Origin of the sequence: Nocardia sp. NPDC004168 (assembly GCF_040610355.1) — a bacterium.
GTDB lineage: Bacteria > Actinomycetota > Actinomycetes > Mycobacteriales > Mycobacteriaceae > Nocardia > Nocardia sichangensis.
In genome coordinates, this window is sequence record NZ_JBEXME010000055.1 from 1 (window position 1) to 15934 (window position 15934).

A 15934-nucleotide genomic window follows, 5' to 3' on the forward strand; every position below is an offset into this window, starting at 1 on the left:
CGTCTCGGCGATTGAGACGTATTCGGGTTGCTTCGGCACAGCTTGACACTACCTTGCCCCAAGGGGATATCCGCAATCCCCCCGCCACATGGTGGACAACCACCTAGTGGATAGGTACCTTCTTTAAATACGAAACCCATCTCGCCCAGGAGCGATGCGATGGCCGCATACTTCCAGCCCTTGCCGACTCAGACATGCACTTTCAGTAGCGCATTCGTCGATAGGGAGTTCAGTGAGCGCTTGTCCCCCGAAGAGGCCGCCGAGATCCTGGAAAGGCTCGGGCCCGCTGGCGTCGCTGCGATGCGGGAGCTGCTGCTACTGCGCCAGAAGGTCGGGTTCGACGCGGTCGTCCTCGAGGGCGGCGAACTGAATTTCTACGCCACTGAGCGGGACTTCTATGTCTCTGACCAGGTTTCAACGCGCCCGACGTGATGGTCCCGGCACCAGCGCGATAACCGCTGCCACCGCCCGACCCGCCGAGTGTAGCGCTGACGGAGTGGGCGAGGGCGTTCGGTTCGAGAGGCGCGGGCCCGCGGGTATGGGACCGACTCCGATCGACTGCCAAGCAGAATCAATCAATAACTGTCAACAGTTTAAACTGTTAGAATGTTAGGGAAACCTGGGCATCATGAACATGCCCGGGCCTCTCCCCACCCCGCATCTCGTCCCAAGGATGTCCCCGATGAAGATCGCCTTGTCGAAGAAGAAGTCCACCGAGCTGCCTGCGGTGCTCGAGAAGCGCGTCCAGGAGGCGCGCACGGTGCTGGCCCATCAGCACGATCCGGCGCTCATCGATGCGCTGTCCGAGCGGGAGCTGGCCGAGGACCGGGCACTGGCCGAGGCTGTACGCGATCACCAGCGCAAAGACCAGCAGGCCCGGCTGGACTCGGCTGCGGCCGCGGCGGAGCGGACCCGTAGCACCGTGGCCGCGCTGGCGGACCGTGAAGCCGAGGAGCTGCTTTTGGCGCAGCGCGCCATCAGTGAGGCGCGGCGTGCCACCAGCCCGCAATCGGTTCTCGCGCACCTCTACAAGCGCCGCACTCTGGTGCTGCGCATCCTGACCGTCGTCATGATCGCCGCGATGGCCTACAGCGCGGTCACCGTGCAGCACAACATCGCCCCTGACGGCAAGGACAACCCGCTGTTCTGGCTGTCCTTCGCCCTGGAGGGTCTGATCAGCGGTGTGCTGATCGCGATCATGCTTTCCACCAGCGACACGGCCCAGTGGATCCGCATCGACGAGAAGGACGTCTGGAAGACCCACGTGACCGAGGGCGTTCTGCTGGTCCTGACTGTCGGGCTCAACACCTTCCCGTTTCTGCATTGGGGCGACGACAACAAGGGTGTCGACGTCTACGGCGTCGGTGTGCACGCGATCGCGCCGATCATGATGGGCGTCGCGCTGGCGACTCATGACCGGGTGTCCAAGCGCTATGGCCAAGCGATCGCCGCGGTGGCCGAGACCATCTCCGAGACCGACGAAATCGCCAAGCGGCTGGCCGAGCTGACGCGGATGACCGCCGAGCCGGCGACCGCCTTCGCGCCCACAGCTCCGGTCGCGCACCACCGGGCCGCCGAGCGCGTCGACCTCTCCTCCCCCGCGCTCGAGGAGACTGCGCCTGATGTCGATCTCGCGCTGGCCTCGACCGCGCGCGCGGCGCTCGACTCCGCATGCGACAAGGATCTGGCGTCGAGCGCGCGCGACACCAACAATCCGTCGAGCGCGCGCGACATGTCGAGCGCGCGCGACGATCAGAACCTGTCGAGCGCGCGCGATACCGAGGAATCGTCGAGCGCGCGCGACGAAGTGTCGATCGCGATCGACGCCCAGTCGTTCGCGCGTGACATCGCCTCCGACACCGTCGAAACAGACCGCGATCGACCCGCGATCGACCCGCGCGCGACGACGGGTAAGGACACCGCTGCCTCTGCTGTCGTTCTGGCCGCGGTCGAGTCGATCGTCGACCACGCGGGCGACGAGAACGCCCAGGCCCTGGTCAACACCGATGCCGTGGTCGACAACGAGGTGTCGCGCGTCGATCACTTGCCCTCCGACCAGGGTATTGACGCTGTGTCGATCGTCGATCGTGAGGACGCCGTCGCGCGCGAGGAAGACGAGGAGAACGACACCTCCGACACGGCCGCGATCGACCGGCGCGCGATGGTTTCGCTGGTTCGTCCCGCGCCCGCACCGTCAGCGGGGCGCACCGTCGCGCGCGGGTCGCGCGCGGGTCGCGCGCCGGTCGCGCGTCAGGCCTCGGTGACCGGCGCGCTCGCGCACGCCGAGCAGCCCGCCCCGCAGACTTCGCGGCGTCGGGTCAACGCCAAGGTCGGCCCGTTCACTCGCGAACTGTCCCGTGGCGAGGCGATGAAGCTCGCGGGCGCCGTCATCGAGCGCGGCCTGTCGAAACAGCCCGTCGATGTACTGTCTCGGATCTACGAGGCCGCCTCTCAGCCCCAGACGACCGCCAACTCCATCGCGGTAGCGATGGGACTGACGCACTCCACCGTCGGCCGCGCGATCGCGGCCGCCAACAAGGTCTCCGGCCCCCGCTCCCTCTGAGAAGGACACCGCATGAACTGGGAACAAAACGAGGTGCTCATGCGCAACCTCATCAAGCAGCTGCACGCCGAACAGTCTGAGCACTCCGAGCAGTCTTGGGAGACTCATCGCGATCGCCTCAAAACCGCGCGAACGGCGTTGCACGAGCTGTACTCCTCCACGGTCGACGGCATCGACAACTTCGCGTTCATGTCGGCACTCGACGAGGATCAGATTCTGCGGATGCTCGAGATGCTTCCTCTCCTACGCGAGCACCTCGACAACATGGAGATCGAGCTCCTGGACGCCGCGAGGCACGCCGGCGTCTCCTGGGAAGCGATCAACACCATCTACGCCCCCATCCCCGCGGCCGCCGCAAAGGCCCGCTACGTCGAGCTGGCGATGCGGGTCTACGGCAGCTCAGTCGTCGGTCCCACGAACGACACCAACGCATGAGGAGGGCGCGCAGGGCCGCCAGGACGAGCAGCTCGGTGACGGCACGGCGCACTACTGCGCGCCGTGCCGTGCAGGTGTGCACTTTCAGATCCGGAATGAGGCCTGATACAACAGCTCTCAGGGCTCTGACCACGCCCAGCATGTACAGCCCGCTGCATCCACACACCCAGTGTGGGTGCGTGTCGCAAACGGCTTTTTCCGTGCGATTGTGGTGGGGTGAGAGCAACGAGCGGCCGCTCAGCGGCCGATCCGACCGAAGCAAGACAGCAAGAAACCCCGGTCTCCCATCGTTTGGCCGCGAAAGAGATCCGGGGTTCCCGTTACCCAAGCTGGGTGCGAGGCCTCAAATGAGGGGCCCTGCGTGTATGACCATACAGCCCCACTCGGACATCGTCCGAACGGACCGGGTCATTTTCACAGGGCGTGTCGCATTCCGGCTCCGACCCGAAGGACACCAGAGACGATGTGCCACCCGGCACCCCGAGCAAAACGATCGACAGCCGCGTCGAGTACGCTCCGCGGCCATCTCACAGACCACGCATCGGATCACGTCCGGCGCGCGGGGCATGCGGCCGTTACCCGCCTGCCCCGCTGCCGCCAGAACTCCGTTGTGCGCCAGGACATTCCGTCACCCACTAGAGGAGCGCTGACCTGACCAATACCTAACTTCACCCTCAGTTCAGCTGTGGTGTGACCCACCAAATCGCGCCAACGATTGGTCTCACCCGCTGTCCTCGAAAGACGGATGTCTCTTCCGTCCTTCGACCTCGAAGACGCTCCCTGCAAAGCAGATGCGTCCCTCTTTTGTGTCCTCGAAAGGACTGCTCTCTTGCAAAGCAGGTCCCATGGTAAAGCACGTCCGCACCCGGGCGCGACGCTCATCGTCGAGAAAGTTCGCCACCGCGCGGGTATCGACGATGACGCGACCGCCCTCGAGCAGACGATCGCCGAGCTCAACGCCACCCAACGTGGCAACAGCTGGTCGTTGCCGGTCCCTGCCGGCGCCGAGGCCGCCACGCCGGTGTGGCACGGCCCTGAGCACTGGATCGAGACCGTGCGCATCCTGCTGGGCACCGACCGCGGGCGGCAGCTGGTCACCAAGCACCACACCAACGCCGACACCGTCGCCATCGTCGCCAGCGAGCTCGCCGCGCACGCCGATGGCCTCACCGGCCGCGGTGTCACCGTCTCTGACGCCACCCTCTGCGAGGCAATCGGCTTCCAGGTCAAGACAATCCGCCGCGCGCGCTACGTACTGCGGGATCTGGGTCTGGCGCGCTCGCTGGCCACCGGCCGGCCTCTGAACCTTGTGGAGCAGGCCGCGGCCTGGCTGCACCACGGTGGCGCCCAAACCAAGGCAGCGTCGGTGTGGGCGCTGATGATCCCCCGCGAAGCCGCCGCCGTCGCCCGCCCGCTCACCCCGCGCCGCAAGTCCGCGTCGCTGGGACGGCTCAGCCGCGCCGCACACGCAGCAGCAGCGGCGGCCGCCAACACCGCGCCGTCGACGCCGGATCGGCCCGTGGGACCACCTACTACAAACCTCTCTCGTAGAGAGGTTTGTTCTGGAGCGAATTACTCACCAAGCGCGCGCGAGCGCGATGGAAAAAATTCGAAAAAATCCAGGAGGAGGACAGAACCCCGCCCGCGTTCACTGGATCTGCAGCGCACGGCGGCCGAGCTCATCCACCACATCCCCGGCATCGACCGCCAGCAGTGGATCAGCACGCCGGGATCGGGTTCCTACGTGCGGCTTCCAGGCCCGCACATCGGCTGGGTCGCGGATCTGATCGCCGATGCCGGCATCGACAGCACCTGGTGGACCGGTCGCGCCATGGCGGCCCGTTTGAGCCGCTACATGGTCGAACAGGGCTACAGCTGGCCGAATCGGATCACTAACCCGGGCGGATTCCTGCGAGCGCTCCTGGCGGCCGTGGACTGGACCGAGCAGATCCCGGCGATGCCCGCGGCCGTCGTGCGGGAACGCCGCCGCGAGCTGCAGCGCCAGGACGAGCTCGAGCAGCAGCAGCGCCAAGCTGAGCGGGCCCGCATCGCCGCCCAGGAACGCCAGGAAGCGGCCCGGAAAGCCGCCGCCAAGGCATACAGCGGCGAGTGCGGTCTCTGCCATGACACCGGCTGGATCGTCGCATTCGGTGCAGGCGAACCGATCGCACCGATTCGCTGCCTCTGCCCCGGCCTGGACCGCCCACCCCTGGATCTCCCCGCACCATCGGATCCGGCCGCGCCGGAGCCGGAGCAGCCCGTCGTCGACGAGGTGGTGGCTGCGGCGGCCGAGGCCGAGCAGGACCGGCGCGCGGCGGAGCTCGACGCCGCTGCGGGGCAGACGTGCCTGATGTGCTCGGAAGCACCCGGCACCGTCCGGACGTCGATGCCGTCGCGGCCGGCGGTCTGCGATCCGTGCTGGCACGCCGCCGGATTCGAGGGGGTGCCCAGCGTCGGCGTCAATCACAGCGGATCAATCCAGCGGAGTGAAAGCCTGGCGTATGTCGTCGAGGGTGGCGGGGATGATGTGGGCCTCGTGCTCCGGACTCCAGGACAGTTCGCCAGCGAGATGGCCTCGTGAGAGATCATCGATGACCTCATCGACGGTTAAGCCGCGTCGATCGGCCATGGCCACGACAGACGACACAACCTCGGCGCCATCATTGCTTCGGATCCGAATCGGTGTCGCAGCAAGCAACTGCAGCCATAAATTGGCCGGAAGTGGTTCAGCACCGGGCGGTGGCGGCTCAACCGCCAGCTCGGCAGCCCGTTGCCGGAACATCCACACCGGCACATGGGCAGGAGATCGGCTCGCCGCCGAAATCGCTTCTGCGGCAAAGCGTTCGATGTGCTTTCGGGACTGCCTGCTGCGGGACTGCTGCTTCTTGACGCGCTTCTTCGACGTCGGCATGGCCAAACACTAAGCCGATCCCGTGGCCAGCATCCACCTGAACATCTAACAGTCGAAAATTCCCGACTTATAGACGTATAACAGTTTAAACTGTTAGTATAGAAGTAGAAGAAACCAGCAACCGGAGGGAACCGAGACCGTGATCAGCAACCCGAACGCCGACTACGAAGCCCTCCGCAAGGAGCTGTTCGCCCTCATCGAGGAATCCGACACCCGAGGCATGAGCGAGAACTGGGACCTGATCCGCCGCGACGGCTACCCGGTGGCCAGCGCAGTAGTCCACAACGCGCAACGCTGCACCGTCCTGGCTCGCACCGCCCGCCGTGTGGCCGCCGACGAGCGTGACGCGCAGCTGGTCCGCGCTGCCGAGCGCATCGCCGAGATCGCCGAAGAACTCAACCGCATCGCCTGACGGGGCAAGGAGCAACGCATGGAACAGAATCCGGAGTCCCACGCCATCCGCGAAGCCCTGGCGGTCATCAGCCGCTGCTTCGCCGACGACGCCGACAAGTTCGAAAGCGACCACCAGCTCGCCCTCGAGGCCATCGAGACGATCCTGCGCAAAGCGGCTCCCCGCGACTGACCACCCGGCAGAACACATCGAAATCAACAGGGAGAGAACCTAAATGGACACCGAAACGACTGCACCAGGCCTCATCGACTTCGAGGATTTCGCGGCCACCGACCCCGCCCTTGCCGCCGCGGCCCAGTGGTACAAGGGCCTGATCCTGATCGGCGCCGAGCACGAGCGCGGCTATCCCTGCTGGGTGGGAAAATTCCCGCACATGGTCGACGGGGAGCTCGACGAGTGGGAGGAATGGTCGGTCAGCATCGGCCGCGACCGCGAGACCAAGGAGTGGCACATCGAAGTGTCGACGAACGAGCGGGCGGCAGACCAGTTGTCCAACGCGGGCGCTGAGGGCCTGATCACCACAATCCGCGCCGCTCAGGCCGCACAGCGCGCCATGGACGCCGGATATTTCTTCCTCGGCCGATAACCACGCCCCCGTGCCCCCCTGTGCAGTCATCTGCACAGGGGGCACGCCACAACTCACCAACCTCTCCGAGACGGGGGACGAACACCAATGGGCAACCGCGCCAACATCTTCCTGGTGGACACAGCAGACACGGACATCGAGCCCGTGGTCGGCATCTACCTCTACACGCAACGCAAGGGCCAGGACTGGCCGGAGCGCCTGCGCCAGGCGCTGATCACCGGTCCCGCACGCCTTCGCTGGGAAGATCCGCAGTACCTCGCCCGCATCCTGATCGACCAGCTCTTCTCCGACCTGCGAGACAAGGCCGGCGGCGGCGTCTCCACCCAGCTGCATGACAACGACCACCCGATCACGATCGTGGACCTGACCGCCGGCCGCGTCCACTGGGCCAAGGCCGGAGACGAGCAGCACCGAGACCGGTGGACAGCGTCTCTGGGATTCGCCGAGTTCGTCACGCGGGGCCGGGCGGAATACCCCACCTTGTGAGCCTAGGGCGCGCCGTGCACTCGGCCGAGTTGCCGACCGCGCCCGCGGACGCGCATACTTCTTCTCCAGGGAAGGAAGAAAAGAATGTAACGAAACCGGCTAAGAAATGGAAATTAGGCGGAAAATACCTTATTATTGTAGATAGCAACCCGCAAGGAGAGGGAGGAACGGGCAATGGCCGCAGTCGACAAGCTCGACAACATCGAGACGGTGACCACTCGCCTGCGCGAGTATGATCTGGTGCTGCTCGATCAGGCGATCGCGCGGTGGAAGATGGAAATCGGCTCGCGGAAGATCGACGTTGGTATCGCATTGAACGCCGCAGTGCTCATGATCCTGCGCGCGGACAACGAAGAATTGGTCCGAGAGTACGCCGCATCGAAGGGCTACGCGGAGGACAAGGTCGACCAGATGATCAAGGCGCACAAGTTCTTCATGGACGAGTTCTTCGACGTGCTGGAGGAAGTGGTCGAGACGCGGAAGCGGTTGGACGGACGAATCAAGTCCAACAAGAAGATCGCGTAGGAATAAATTGTGCGGGTTGGAAGAAAGTCCGGGAAACAACGTGACAAAACTCCAGCCCGCACACTATACTAGAGCTATGACCAGGGAGAACGCGAGAAAAACTTCTTTAAATACGAAACCCATCTCGCCCAGGAGCGATGCGATGGCCGCATACTTCCAGCCCTTGCCGACTCAGACATGCACTTTCAGTAGCGCATTCGTCGATAGGGAGTTCAGTGAGCGCTTGTCCCCCGAAGAGGCCGCCGAGATCCTGGAAAGGCTCGGGCCCGCTGGCGTCGCTGCGATGCGGGAGCTGCTGCTACTGCGCCAGAAGGTCGGGTTCGACGCGGTCGTCCTCGAGGGCGGCGAACTGAATTTCTACGCCACTGAGCGGGACTTCTATGTCTCTGACCAGGTTTCAACGCGCCCGTCGTGATGGTCTCGGCACCAGCGTGTTAACCGCTGCCAACTCCCGACACGCCGAGTGTTGCGGTGACGGTGTGGTGGAGGGCGTTCGGTTCGAGAGGCGCGGGCCCGCGGGTATGGGACCGACTCCGATCGACTGCCAAGCAGAATCAATCAATAACTGTCAACAGTTTAAACTGTTAGAATGTTAGGGAAACCTGGGCATCATGAACATGCCCGGGCCTCTCCCCACCCCGCATCTCGTCCCAAGGATGTCCCCGATGAAGATCGCCTTGTCGAAGAAGAAGTCCACCGAGCTGCCTGCGGTGCTCGAGAAGCGCGTCCAGGAGGCGCGCACGGTGCTGGCCCATCAGCACGATCCGGCGCTCATCGATGCGCTGTCCGAGCGGGAGCTGGCCGAGGACCGGGCACTGGCCGAGGCTGTACGCGATCACCAGCGCAAAGACCAGCAGGCCCGGCTGGACTCGGCTGCGGCCGCGGCGGAGCGGACCCGTAGCACCGTGGCCGCGCTGGCGGACCGTGAAGCCGAGGAGCTGCTTTTGGCGCAGCGCGCCATCAGTGAGGCGCGGCGTGCCACCAGCCCGCAATCGGTTCTCGCGCACCTCTACAAGCGCCGCACTCTGGTGCTGCGCATCCTGACCGTCGTCATGATCGCCGCGATGGCCTACAGCGCGGTCACCGTGCAGCACAACATCGCCCCTGACGGCAAGGACAACCCGCTGTTCTGGCTGTCCTTCGCCCTGGAGGGTCTGATCAGCGGTGTGCTGATCGCGATCATGCTTTCCACCAGCGACACGGCCCAGTGGATCCGCATCGACGAGAAGGACGTCTGGAAGACCCACGTGACCGAGGGCGTTCTGCTGGTCCTGACTGTCGGGCTCAACACCTTCCCGTTTCTGCATTGGGGCGACGACAACAAGGGTGTCGACGTCTACGGCGTCGGTGTGCACGCGATCGCGCCGATCATGATGGGCGTCGCGCTGGCGACTCATGACCGGGTGTCCAAGCGCTATGGCCAAGCGATCGCCGCGGTGGCCGAGACCATCTCCGAGACCGACGAAATCGCCAAGCGGCTGGCCGAGCTGACGCGGATGACCGCCGAGCCGGCGACCGCCTTCGCGCCCACAGCTCCGGTCGCGCACCACCGGGCCGCCGAGCGCGTCGACCTCTCCTCCCCCGCGCTCGAGGAGACTGCGCCTGATGTCGATCTCGCGCTGGCCTCGACCGCGCGCGCGGCGCTCGACTCCGCATGCGACAAGGATCTGGCGTCGAGCGCGCGCGACACCAACAATCCGTCGAGCGCGCGCGACATGTCGAGCGCGCGCGACGATCAGAACCTGTCGAGCGCGCGCGATACCGAGGAATCGTCGAGCGCGCGCGACGAAGTGTCGATCGCGATCGACGCCCAGTCGTTCGCGCGTGACATCGCCTCCGACACCGTCGAAACAGACCGCGATCGACCCGCGATCGACCCGCGCGCGACGACGGGTAAGGACACCGCTGCCTCTGCTGTCGTTCTGGCCGCGGTCGAGTCGATCGTCGACCACGCGGGCGACGAGAACGCCCAGGCCCTGGTCAACACCGATGCCGTGGTCGACAACGAGGTGTCGCGCGTCGATCACTTGCCCTCCGACCAGGGTATTGACGCTGTGTCGATCGTCGATCGTGAGGACGCCGTCGCGCGCGAGGAAGACGAGGAGAACGACACCTCCGACACGGCCGCGATCGACCGGCGCGCGATGGTTTCGCTGGTTCGTCCCGCGCCCGCACCGTCAGCGGGGCGCACCGTCGCGCGCGGGTCGCGCGCGGGTCGCGCGCCGGTCGCGCGTCAGGCCTCGGTGACCGGCGCGCTCGCGCACGCCGAGCAGCCCGCCCCGCAGACTTCGCGGCGTCGGGTCAACGCCAAGGTCGGCCCGTTCACTCGCGAACTGTCCCGTGGCGAGGCGATGAAGCTCGCGGGCGCCGTCATCGAGCGCGGCCTGTCGAAACAGCCCGTCGATGTACTGTCTCGGATCTACGAGGCCGCCTCTCAGCCCCAGACGACCGCCAACTCCATCGCGGTAGCGATGGGACTGACGCACTCCACCGTCGGCCGCGCGATCGCGGCCGCCAACAAGGTCTCCGGCCCCCGCTCCCTCTGAGAAGGACACCGCATGAACTGGGAACAAAACGAGGTGCTCATGCGCAACCTCATCAAGCAGCTGCACGCCGAACAGTCTGAGCACTCCGAGCAGTCTTGGGAGACTCATCGCGATCGCCTCAAAACCGCGCGAACGGCGTTGCACGAGCTGTACTCCTCCACGGTCGACGGCATCGACAACTTCGCGTTCATGTCGGCACTCGACGAGGATCAGATTCTGCGGATGCTCGAGATGCTTCCTCTCCTACGCGAGCACCTCGACAACATGGAGATCGAGCTCCTGGACGCCGCGAGGCACGCCGGCGTCTCCTGGGAAGCGATCAACACCATCTACGCCCCCATCCCCGCGGCCGCCGCAAAGGCCCGCTACGTCGAGCTGGCGATGCGGGTCTACGGCAGCTCAGTCGTCGGTCCCACGAACGACACCAACGCATGAGGAGGGCGCGCAGGGCCGCCAGGACGAGCAGCTCGGTGACGGCACGGCGCACTACTGCGCGCCGTGCCGTGCAGGTGTGCACTTTCAGATCCGGAATGAGGCCTGATACAACAGCTCTCAGGGCTCTGACCACGCCCAGCATGTACAGCCCGCTGCATCCACACACCCAGTGTGGGTGCGTGTCGCAAACGGCTTTTTCCGTGCGATTGTGGTGGGGTGAGAGCAACGAGCGGCCGCTCAGCGGCCGATCCGACCGAAGCAAGACAGCAAGAAACCCCGGTCTCCCATCGTTTGGCCGCGAAAGAGATCCGGGGTTCCCGTTACCCAAGCTGGGTGCGAGGCCTCAAATGAGGGGCCCTGCGTGTATGACCATACAGCCCCACTCGGACATCGTCCGAACGGACCGGGTCATTTTCACAGGGCGTGTCGCATTCCGGCTCCGACCCGAAGGACACCAGAGACGATGTGCCACCCGGCACCCCGAGCAAAACGATCGACAGCCGCGTCGAGTACGCTCCGCGGCCATCTCACAGACCACGCATCGGATCACGTCCGGCGCGCGGGGCATGCGGCCGTTACCCGCCTGCCCCGCTGCCGCCAGAACTCCGTTGTGCGCCAGGACATTCCGTCACCCACTAGAGGAGCGCTGACCTGACCAATACCTAACTTCACCCTCAGTTCAGCTGTGGTGTGACCCACCAAATCGCGCCAACGATTGGTCTCACCCGCTGTCCTCGAAAGACGGATGTCTCTTCCGTCCTTCGACCTCGAAGACGCTCCCTGCAAAGCAGATGCGTCCCTCTTTTGTGTCCTCGAAAGGACTGCTCTCTTGCAAAGCAGGTCCCATGGTAAAGCACGTCCGCACCCGGGCGCGACGCTCATCGTCGAGAAAGTTCGCCACCGCGCGGGTATCGACGATGACGCGACCGCCCTCGAGCAGACGATCGCCGAGCTCAACGCCACCCAACGTGGCAACAGCTGGTCGTTGCCGGTCCCTGCCGGCGCCGAGGCCGCCACGCCGGTGTGGCACGGCCCTGAGCACTGGATCGAGACCGTGCGCATCCTGCTGGGCACCGACCGCGGGCGGCAGCTGGTCACCAAGCACCACACCAACGCCGACACCGTCGCCATCGTCGCCAGCGAGCTCGCCGCGCACGCCGATGGCCTCACCGGCCGCGGTGTCACCGTCTCTGACGCCACCCTCTGCGAGGCAATCGGCTTCCAGGTCAAGACAATCCGCCGCGCGCGCTACGTACTGCGGGATCTGGGTCTGGCGCGCTCGCTGGCCACCGGCCGGCCTCTGAACCTTGTGGAGCAGGCCGCGGCCTGGCTGCACCACGGTGGCGCCCAAACCAAGGCAGCGTCGGTGTGGGCGCTGATGATCCCCCGCGAAGCCGCCGCCGTCGCCCGCCCGCTCACCCCGCGCCGCAAGTCCGCGTCGCTGGGACGGCTCAGCCGCGCCGCACACGCAGCAGCAGCGGCGGCCGCCAACACCGCGCCGTCGACGCCGGATCGGCCCGTGGGACCACCTACTACAAACCTCTCTCGTAGAGAGGTTTGTTCTGGAGCGAATTACTCACCAAGCGCGCGCGAGCGCGATGGAAAAAATTCGAAAAAATCCAGGAGGAGGACAGAACCCCGCCCGCGTTCACTGGATCTGCAGCGCACGGCGGCCGAGCTCATCCACCACATCCCCGGCATCGACCGCCAGCAGTGGATCAGCACGCCGGGATCGGGTTCCTACGTGCGGCTTCCAGGCCCGCACATCGGCTGGGTCGCGGATCTGATCGCCGATGCCGGCATCGACAGCACCTGGTGGACCGGTCGCGCCATGGCGGCCCGTTTGAGCCGCTACATGGTCGAACAGGGCTACAGCTGGCCGAATCGGATCACTAACCCGGGCGGATTCCTGCGAGCGCTCCTGGCGGCCGTGGACTGGACCGAGCAGATCCCGGCGATGCCCGCGGCCGTCGTGCGGGAACGCCGCCGCGAGCTGCAGCGCCAGGACGAGCTCGAGCAGCAGCAGCGCCAAGCTGAGCGGGCCCGCATCGCCGCCCAGGAACGCCAGGAAGCGGCCCGGAAAGCCGCCGCCAAGGCATACAGCGGCGAGTGCGGTCTCTGCCATGACACCGGCTGGATCGTCGCATTCGGTGCAGGCGAACCGATCGCACCGATTCGCTGCCTCTGCCCCGGCCTGGACCGCCCACCCCTGGATCTCCCCGCACCATCGGATCCGGCCGCGCCGGAGCCGGAGCAGCCCGTCGTCGACGAGGTGGTGGCTGCGGCGGCCGAGGCCGAGCAGGACCGGCGCGCGGCGGAGCTCGACGCCGCTGCGGGGCAGACGTGCCTGATGTGCTCGGAAGCACCCGGCACCGTCCGGACGTCGATGCCGTCGCGGCCGGCGGTCTGCGATCCGTGCTGGCACGCCGCCGGATTCGAGGGGGTGCCCAGCGTCGGCGTCAATCACAGCGGATCAATCCAGCGGAGTGAAAGCCTGGCGTATGTCGTCGAGGGTGGCGGGGATGATGTGGGCCTCGTGCTCCGGACTCCAGGACAGTTCGCCAGCGAGATGGCCTCGTGAGAGATCATCGATGACCTCATCGACGGTTAAGCCGCGTCGATCGGCCATGGCCACGACAGACGACACAACCTCGGCGCCATCATTGCTTCGGATCCGAATCGGTGTCGCAGCAAGCAACTGCAGCCATAAATTGGCCGGAAGTGGTTCAGCACCGGGCGGTGGCGGCTCAACCGCCAGCTCGGCAGCCCGTTGCCGGAACATCCACACCGGCACATGGGCAGGAGATCGGCTCGCCGCCGAAATCGCTTCTGCGGCAAAGCGTTCGATGTGCTTTCGGGACTGCCTGCTGCGGGACTGCTGCTTCTTGACGCGCTTCTTCGACGTCGGCATGGCCAAACACTAAGCCGATCCCGTGGCCAGCATCCACCTGAACATCTAACAGTCGAAAATTCCCGACTTATAGACGTATAACAGTTTAAACTGTTAGTATAGAAGTAGAAGAAACCAGCAACCGGAGGGAACCGAGACCGTGATCAGCAACCCGAACGCCGACTACGAAGCCCTCCGCAAGGAGCTGTTCGCCCTCATCGAGGAATCCGACACCCGAGGCATGAGCGAGAACTGGGACCTGATCCGCCGCGACGGCTACCCGGTGGCCAGCGCAGTAGTCCACAACGCGCAACGCTGCACCGTCCTGGCTCGCACCGCCCGCCGTGTGGCCGCCGACGAGCGTGACGCGCAGCTGGTCCGCGCTGCCGAGCGCATCGCCGAGATCGCCGAAGAACTCAACCGCATCGCCTGACGGGGCAAGGAGCAACGCATGGAACAGAATCCGGAGTCCCACGCCATCCGCGAAGCCCTGGCGGTCATCAGCCGCTGCTTCGCCGACGACGCCGACAAGTTCGAAAGCGACCACCAGCTCGCCCTCGAGGCCATCGAGACGATCCTGCGCAAAGCGGCTCCCCGCGACTGACCACCCGGCAGAACACATCGAAATCAACAGGGAGAGAACCTAAATGGACACCGAAACGACTGCACCAGGCCTCATCGACTTCGAGGATTTCGCGGCCACCGACCCCGCCCTTGCCGCCGCGGCCCAGTGGTACAAGGGCCTGATCCTGATCGGCGCCGAGCACGAGCGCGGCTATCCCTGCTGGGTGGGAAAATTCCCGCACATGGTCGACGGGGAGCTCGACGAGTGGGAGGAATGGTCGGTCAGCATCGGCCGCGACCGCGAGACCAAGGAGTGGCACATCGAAGTGTCGACGAACGAGCGGGCGGCAGACCAGTTGTCCAACGCGGGCGCTGAGGGCCTGATCACCACAATCCGCGCCGCTCAGGCCGCACAGCGCGCCATGGACGCCGGATATTTCTTCCTCGGCCGATAACCACGCCCCCGTGCCCCCCTGTGCAGTCATCTGCACAGGGGGCACGCCACAACTCACCAACCTCTCCGAGACGGGGGACGAACACCAATGGGCAACCGCGCCAACATCTTCCTGGTGGACACAGCAGACACGGACATCGAGCCCGTGGTCGGCATCTACCTCTACACGCAACGCAAGGGCCAGGACTGGCCGGAGCGCCTGCGCCAGGCGCTGATCACCGGTCCCGCACGCCTTCGCTGGGAAGATCCGCAGTACCTCGCCCGCATCCTGATCGACCAGCTCTTCTCCGACCTGCGAGACAAGGCCGGCGGCGGCGTCTCCACCCAGCTGCATGACAACGACCACCCGATCACGATCGTGGACCTGACCGCCGGCCGCGTCCACTGGGCCAAGGCCGGAGACGAGCAGCACCGAGACCGGTGGACAGCGTCTCTGGGATTCGCCGAGTTCGTCACGCGGGGCCGGGCGGAATACCCCACCTTGTGAGCCTAGGGCGCGCCGTGCACTCGGCCGAGTTGCCGACCGCGCCCGCGGACGCGCATACTTCTTCTCCAGGGAAGGAAGAAAAGAATGTAACGAAACCGGCTAAGAAATGGAAATTAGGCGGAAAATACCTTATTATTGTAGATAGCAACCCGCAAGGAGAGGGAGGAACGGGCAATGGCCGCAGTCGACAAGCTCGACAACATCGAGACGGTGACCACTCGCCTGCGCGAGTATGATCTGGTGCTGCTCGATCAGGCGATCGCGCGGTGGAAGATGGAAATCGGCTCGCGGAAGATCGACGTTGGTATCGCATTGAACGCCGCAGTGCTCATGATCCTGCGCGCGGACAACGAAGAATTGGTCCGAGAGTACGCCGCATCGAAGGGCTACGCGGAGGACAAGGTCGACCAGATGATCAAGGCGCACAAGTTCTTCATGGACGAGTTCTTCGACGTGCTGGAGGAAGTGGTCGAGACGCGGAAGCGGTTGGACGGACGAATCAAGTCCAACAAGAAGATCGCGTAGGAATAAATTGTGCGGGTTGGAAGAAAGTCCGGGAAACAACGTGACAAAACTCCAGCCCGCACACTATACTAGAGCTATGACCAGGGAGAACGCGAGAAAACCCCACCACACCGGA

The 15934-nt window shown here is 65.3% G+C and carries 20 protein-coding genes; 18 read left to right on the top strand and 2 right to left on the bottom strand.

The window, feature by feature from the left end:
- Positions 1-159: 159 nt before the first annotated feature.
- The 4 genes from ABZW96_RS36300 (at position 160) to ABZW96_RS36315 (ending at position 5579) form a co-directional block, all read left to right on the top strand.
- Positions 160-432: a hypothetical protein gene (locus ABZW96_RS36300; RefSeq protein ID WP_355081275.1), complete on the top strand. Its 273-nt coding sequence runs from the start codon at positions 160-162 to the stop codon at positions 430-432.
- A 250-nt stretch (positions 433-682) separates the two neighbouring features.
- A complete protein-coding gene (locus ABZW96_RS36305; protein WP_355081277.1) occupies positions 683-2563 on the top strand; it encodes a hypothetical protein in 1881 nt (626 codons plus the stop codon).
- A gap of 12 nt (positions 2564-2575) precedes the next feature.
- The gene (locus ABZW96_RS36310) at positions 2576-2998 is read left to right on the top strand and encodes a hypothetical protein (RefSeq protein ID WP_159850922.1); all 423 of its coding nucleotides are present in this window, start codon (positions 2576-2578) and stop codon (positions 2996-2998) included.
- A gap of 745 nt (positions 2999-3743) precedes the next feature.
- Entirely contained in the window at positions 3744-5579 is a 1836-nt protein-coding gene (locus ABZW96_RS36315; RefSeq protein WP_355081279.1) for a hypothetical protein, read from the top strand.
- On the opposite strand, the gene ABZW96_RS36320 is transcribed toward ABZW96_RS36315, so the two are convergent.
- A complete protein-coding gene (locus tag ABZW96_RS36320) occupies positions 5472-5909 on the bottom strand; it encodes a hypothetical protein (RefSeq protein ID WP_355081281.1) in 438 nt (145 codons plus the stop codon). The two genes, ABZW96_RS36315 and ABZW96_RS36320, sit on opposite strands and share 108 nt — an antisense overlap.
- A 139-nt stretch (positions 5910-6048) precedes the next feature.
- On the opposite strand from ABZW96_RS36320, the gene ABZW96_RS36325 reads away from it, so the two are divergent.
- The 9 genes from ABZW96_RS36325 (at position 6049) to ABZW96_RS36365 (ending at position 13480) form a co-directional block, all read left to right on the top strand.
- Positions 6049-6321: a hypothetical protein gene (locus ABZW96_RS36325; RefSeq protein ID WP_355081282.1), complete on the top strand. Its 273-nt coding sequence runs from the start codon at positions 6049-6051 to the stop codon at positions 6319-6321.
- Positions 6322-6339: 18 nt separating this feature from the next.
- Positions 6340-6492 (top strand): hypothetical protein, encoded by a 153-nt coding sequence (locus ABZW96_RS36330; RefSeq protein WP_355081284.1) that lies wholly within the window; start codon positions 6340-6342, stop codon positions 6490-6492.
- Positions 6493-6535: 43 nt separating this feature from the next.
- Positions 6536-6907 carry a hypothetical protein gene (locus ABZW96_RS36335; RefSeq protein WP_355081286.1) on the top strand — a complete coding sequence of 124 codons (372 nt, stop codon included), beginning with the start codon at positions 6536-6538 and terminating at the stop codon, positions 6905-6907.
- Positions 6908-7021: 114 nt separating this feature from the next.
- Positions 7022-7393, top strand: coding sequence for a hypothetical protein (locus ABZW96_RS36340; RefSeq protein WP_355081288.1), 372 nt, complete (start codon positions 7022-7024; stop codon positions 7391-7393).
- 174 nt (positions 7394-7567) lie between these two features.
- Positions 7568-7918 (top strand): hypothetical protein, encoded by a 351-nt coding sequence (locus tag ABZW96_RS36345; RefSeq protein ID WP_355081290.1) that lies wholly within the window; start codon positions 7568-7570, stop codon positions 7916-7918.
- A 76-nt stretch (positions 7919-7994) separates the two neighbouring features.
- Positions 7995-8333: a hypothetical protein gene (locus ABZW96_RS36350; protein ID WP_355081292.1), complete on the top strand. Its 339-nt coding sequence runs from the start codon at positions 7995-7997 to the stop codon at positions 8331-8333.
- A gap of 250 nt (positions 8334-8583) precedes the next feature.
- Complete coding sequence (locus ABZW96_RS36355; RefSeq protein WP_355081277.1) at positions 8584-10464, top strand: hypothetical protein; 1881 nt, start codon at positions 8584-8586, stop codon at positions 10462-10464.
- Positions 10465-10476: 12 nt separating this feature from the next.
- Positions 10477-10899 carry a hypothetical protein gene (locus ABZW96_RS36360; RefSeq protein ID WP_159850922.1) on the top strand — a complete coding sequence of 141 codons (423 nt, stop codon included), beginning with the start codon at positions 10477-10479 and terminating at the stop codon, positions 10897-10899.
- 745 nt (positions 10900-11644) lie between these two features.
- Positions 11645-13480 (top strand): hypothetical protein, encoded by a 1836-nt coding sequence (locus ABZW96_RS36365; RefSeq protein ID WP_355081279.1) that lies wholly within the window; start codon positions 11645-11647, stop codon positions 13478-13480.
- Here ABZW96_RS36365 and ABZW96_RS36370 read toward each other — a convergent pair.
- A complete protein-coding gene (locus tag ABZW96_RS36370; RefSeq protein WP_355081281.1) occupies positions 13373-13810 on the bottom strand; it encodes a hypothetical protein in 438 nt (145 codons plus the stop codon). The two genes, ABZW96_RS36365 and ABZW96_RS36370, sit on opposite strands and share 108 nt — an antisense overlap.
- A 139-nt stretch (positions 13811-13949) precedes the next feature.
- On the opposite strand from ABZW96_RS36370, the gene ABZW96_RS36375 reads away from it, so the two are divergent.
- From ABZW96_RS36375 to ABZW96_RS36395, 5 genes are all read left to right on the top strand, one after another.
- Positions 13950-14222 (top strand): hypothetical protein, encoded by a 273-nt coding sequence (locus tag ABZW96_RS36375; protein ID WP_355081282.1) that lies wholly within the window; start codon positions 13950-13952, stop codon positions 14220-14222.
- Positions 14223-14240: 18 nt separating this feature from the next.
- Positions 14241-14393: a hypothetical protein gene (locus ABZW96_RS36380; protein ID WP_355081284.1), complete on the top strand. Its 153-nt coding sequence runs from the start codon at positions 14241-14243 to the stop codon at positions 14391-14393.
- 43 nt (positions 14394-14436) lie between these two features.
- Positions 14437-14808, top strand: a complete 372-nt coding sequence (locus ABZW96_RS36385) for a hypothetical protein (RefSeq protein WP_355081286.1) — start codon at positions 14437-14439, stop codon at positions 14806-14808.
- A gap of 114 nt (positions 14809-14922) precedes the next feature.
- Entirely contained in the window at positions 14923-15294 is a 372-nt protein-coding gene (locus ABZW96_RS36390; RefSeq protein ID WP_355081288.1) for a hypothetical protein, read from the top strand.
- A 174-nt stretch (positions 15295-15468) separates the two neighbouring features.
- A complete protein-coding gene (locus tag ABZW96_RS36395; RefSeq protein WP_355081290.1) occupies positions 15469-15819 on the top strand; it encodes a hypothetical protein in 351 nt (116 codons plus the stop codon).
- Positions 15820-15934 lie beyond the last annotated feature (115 nt).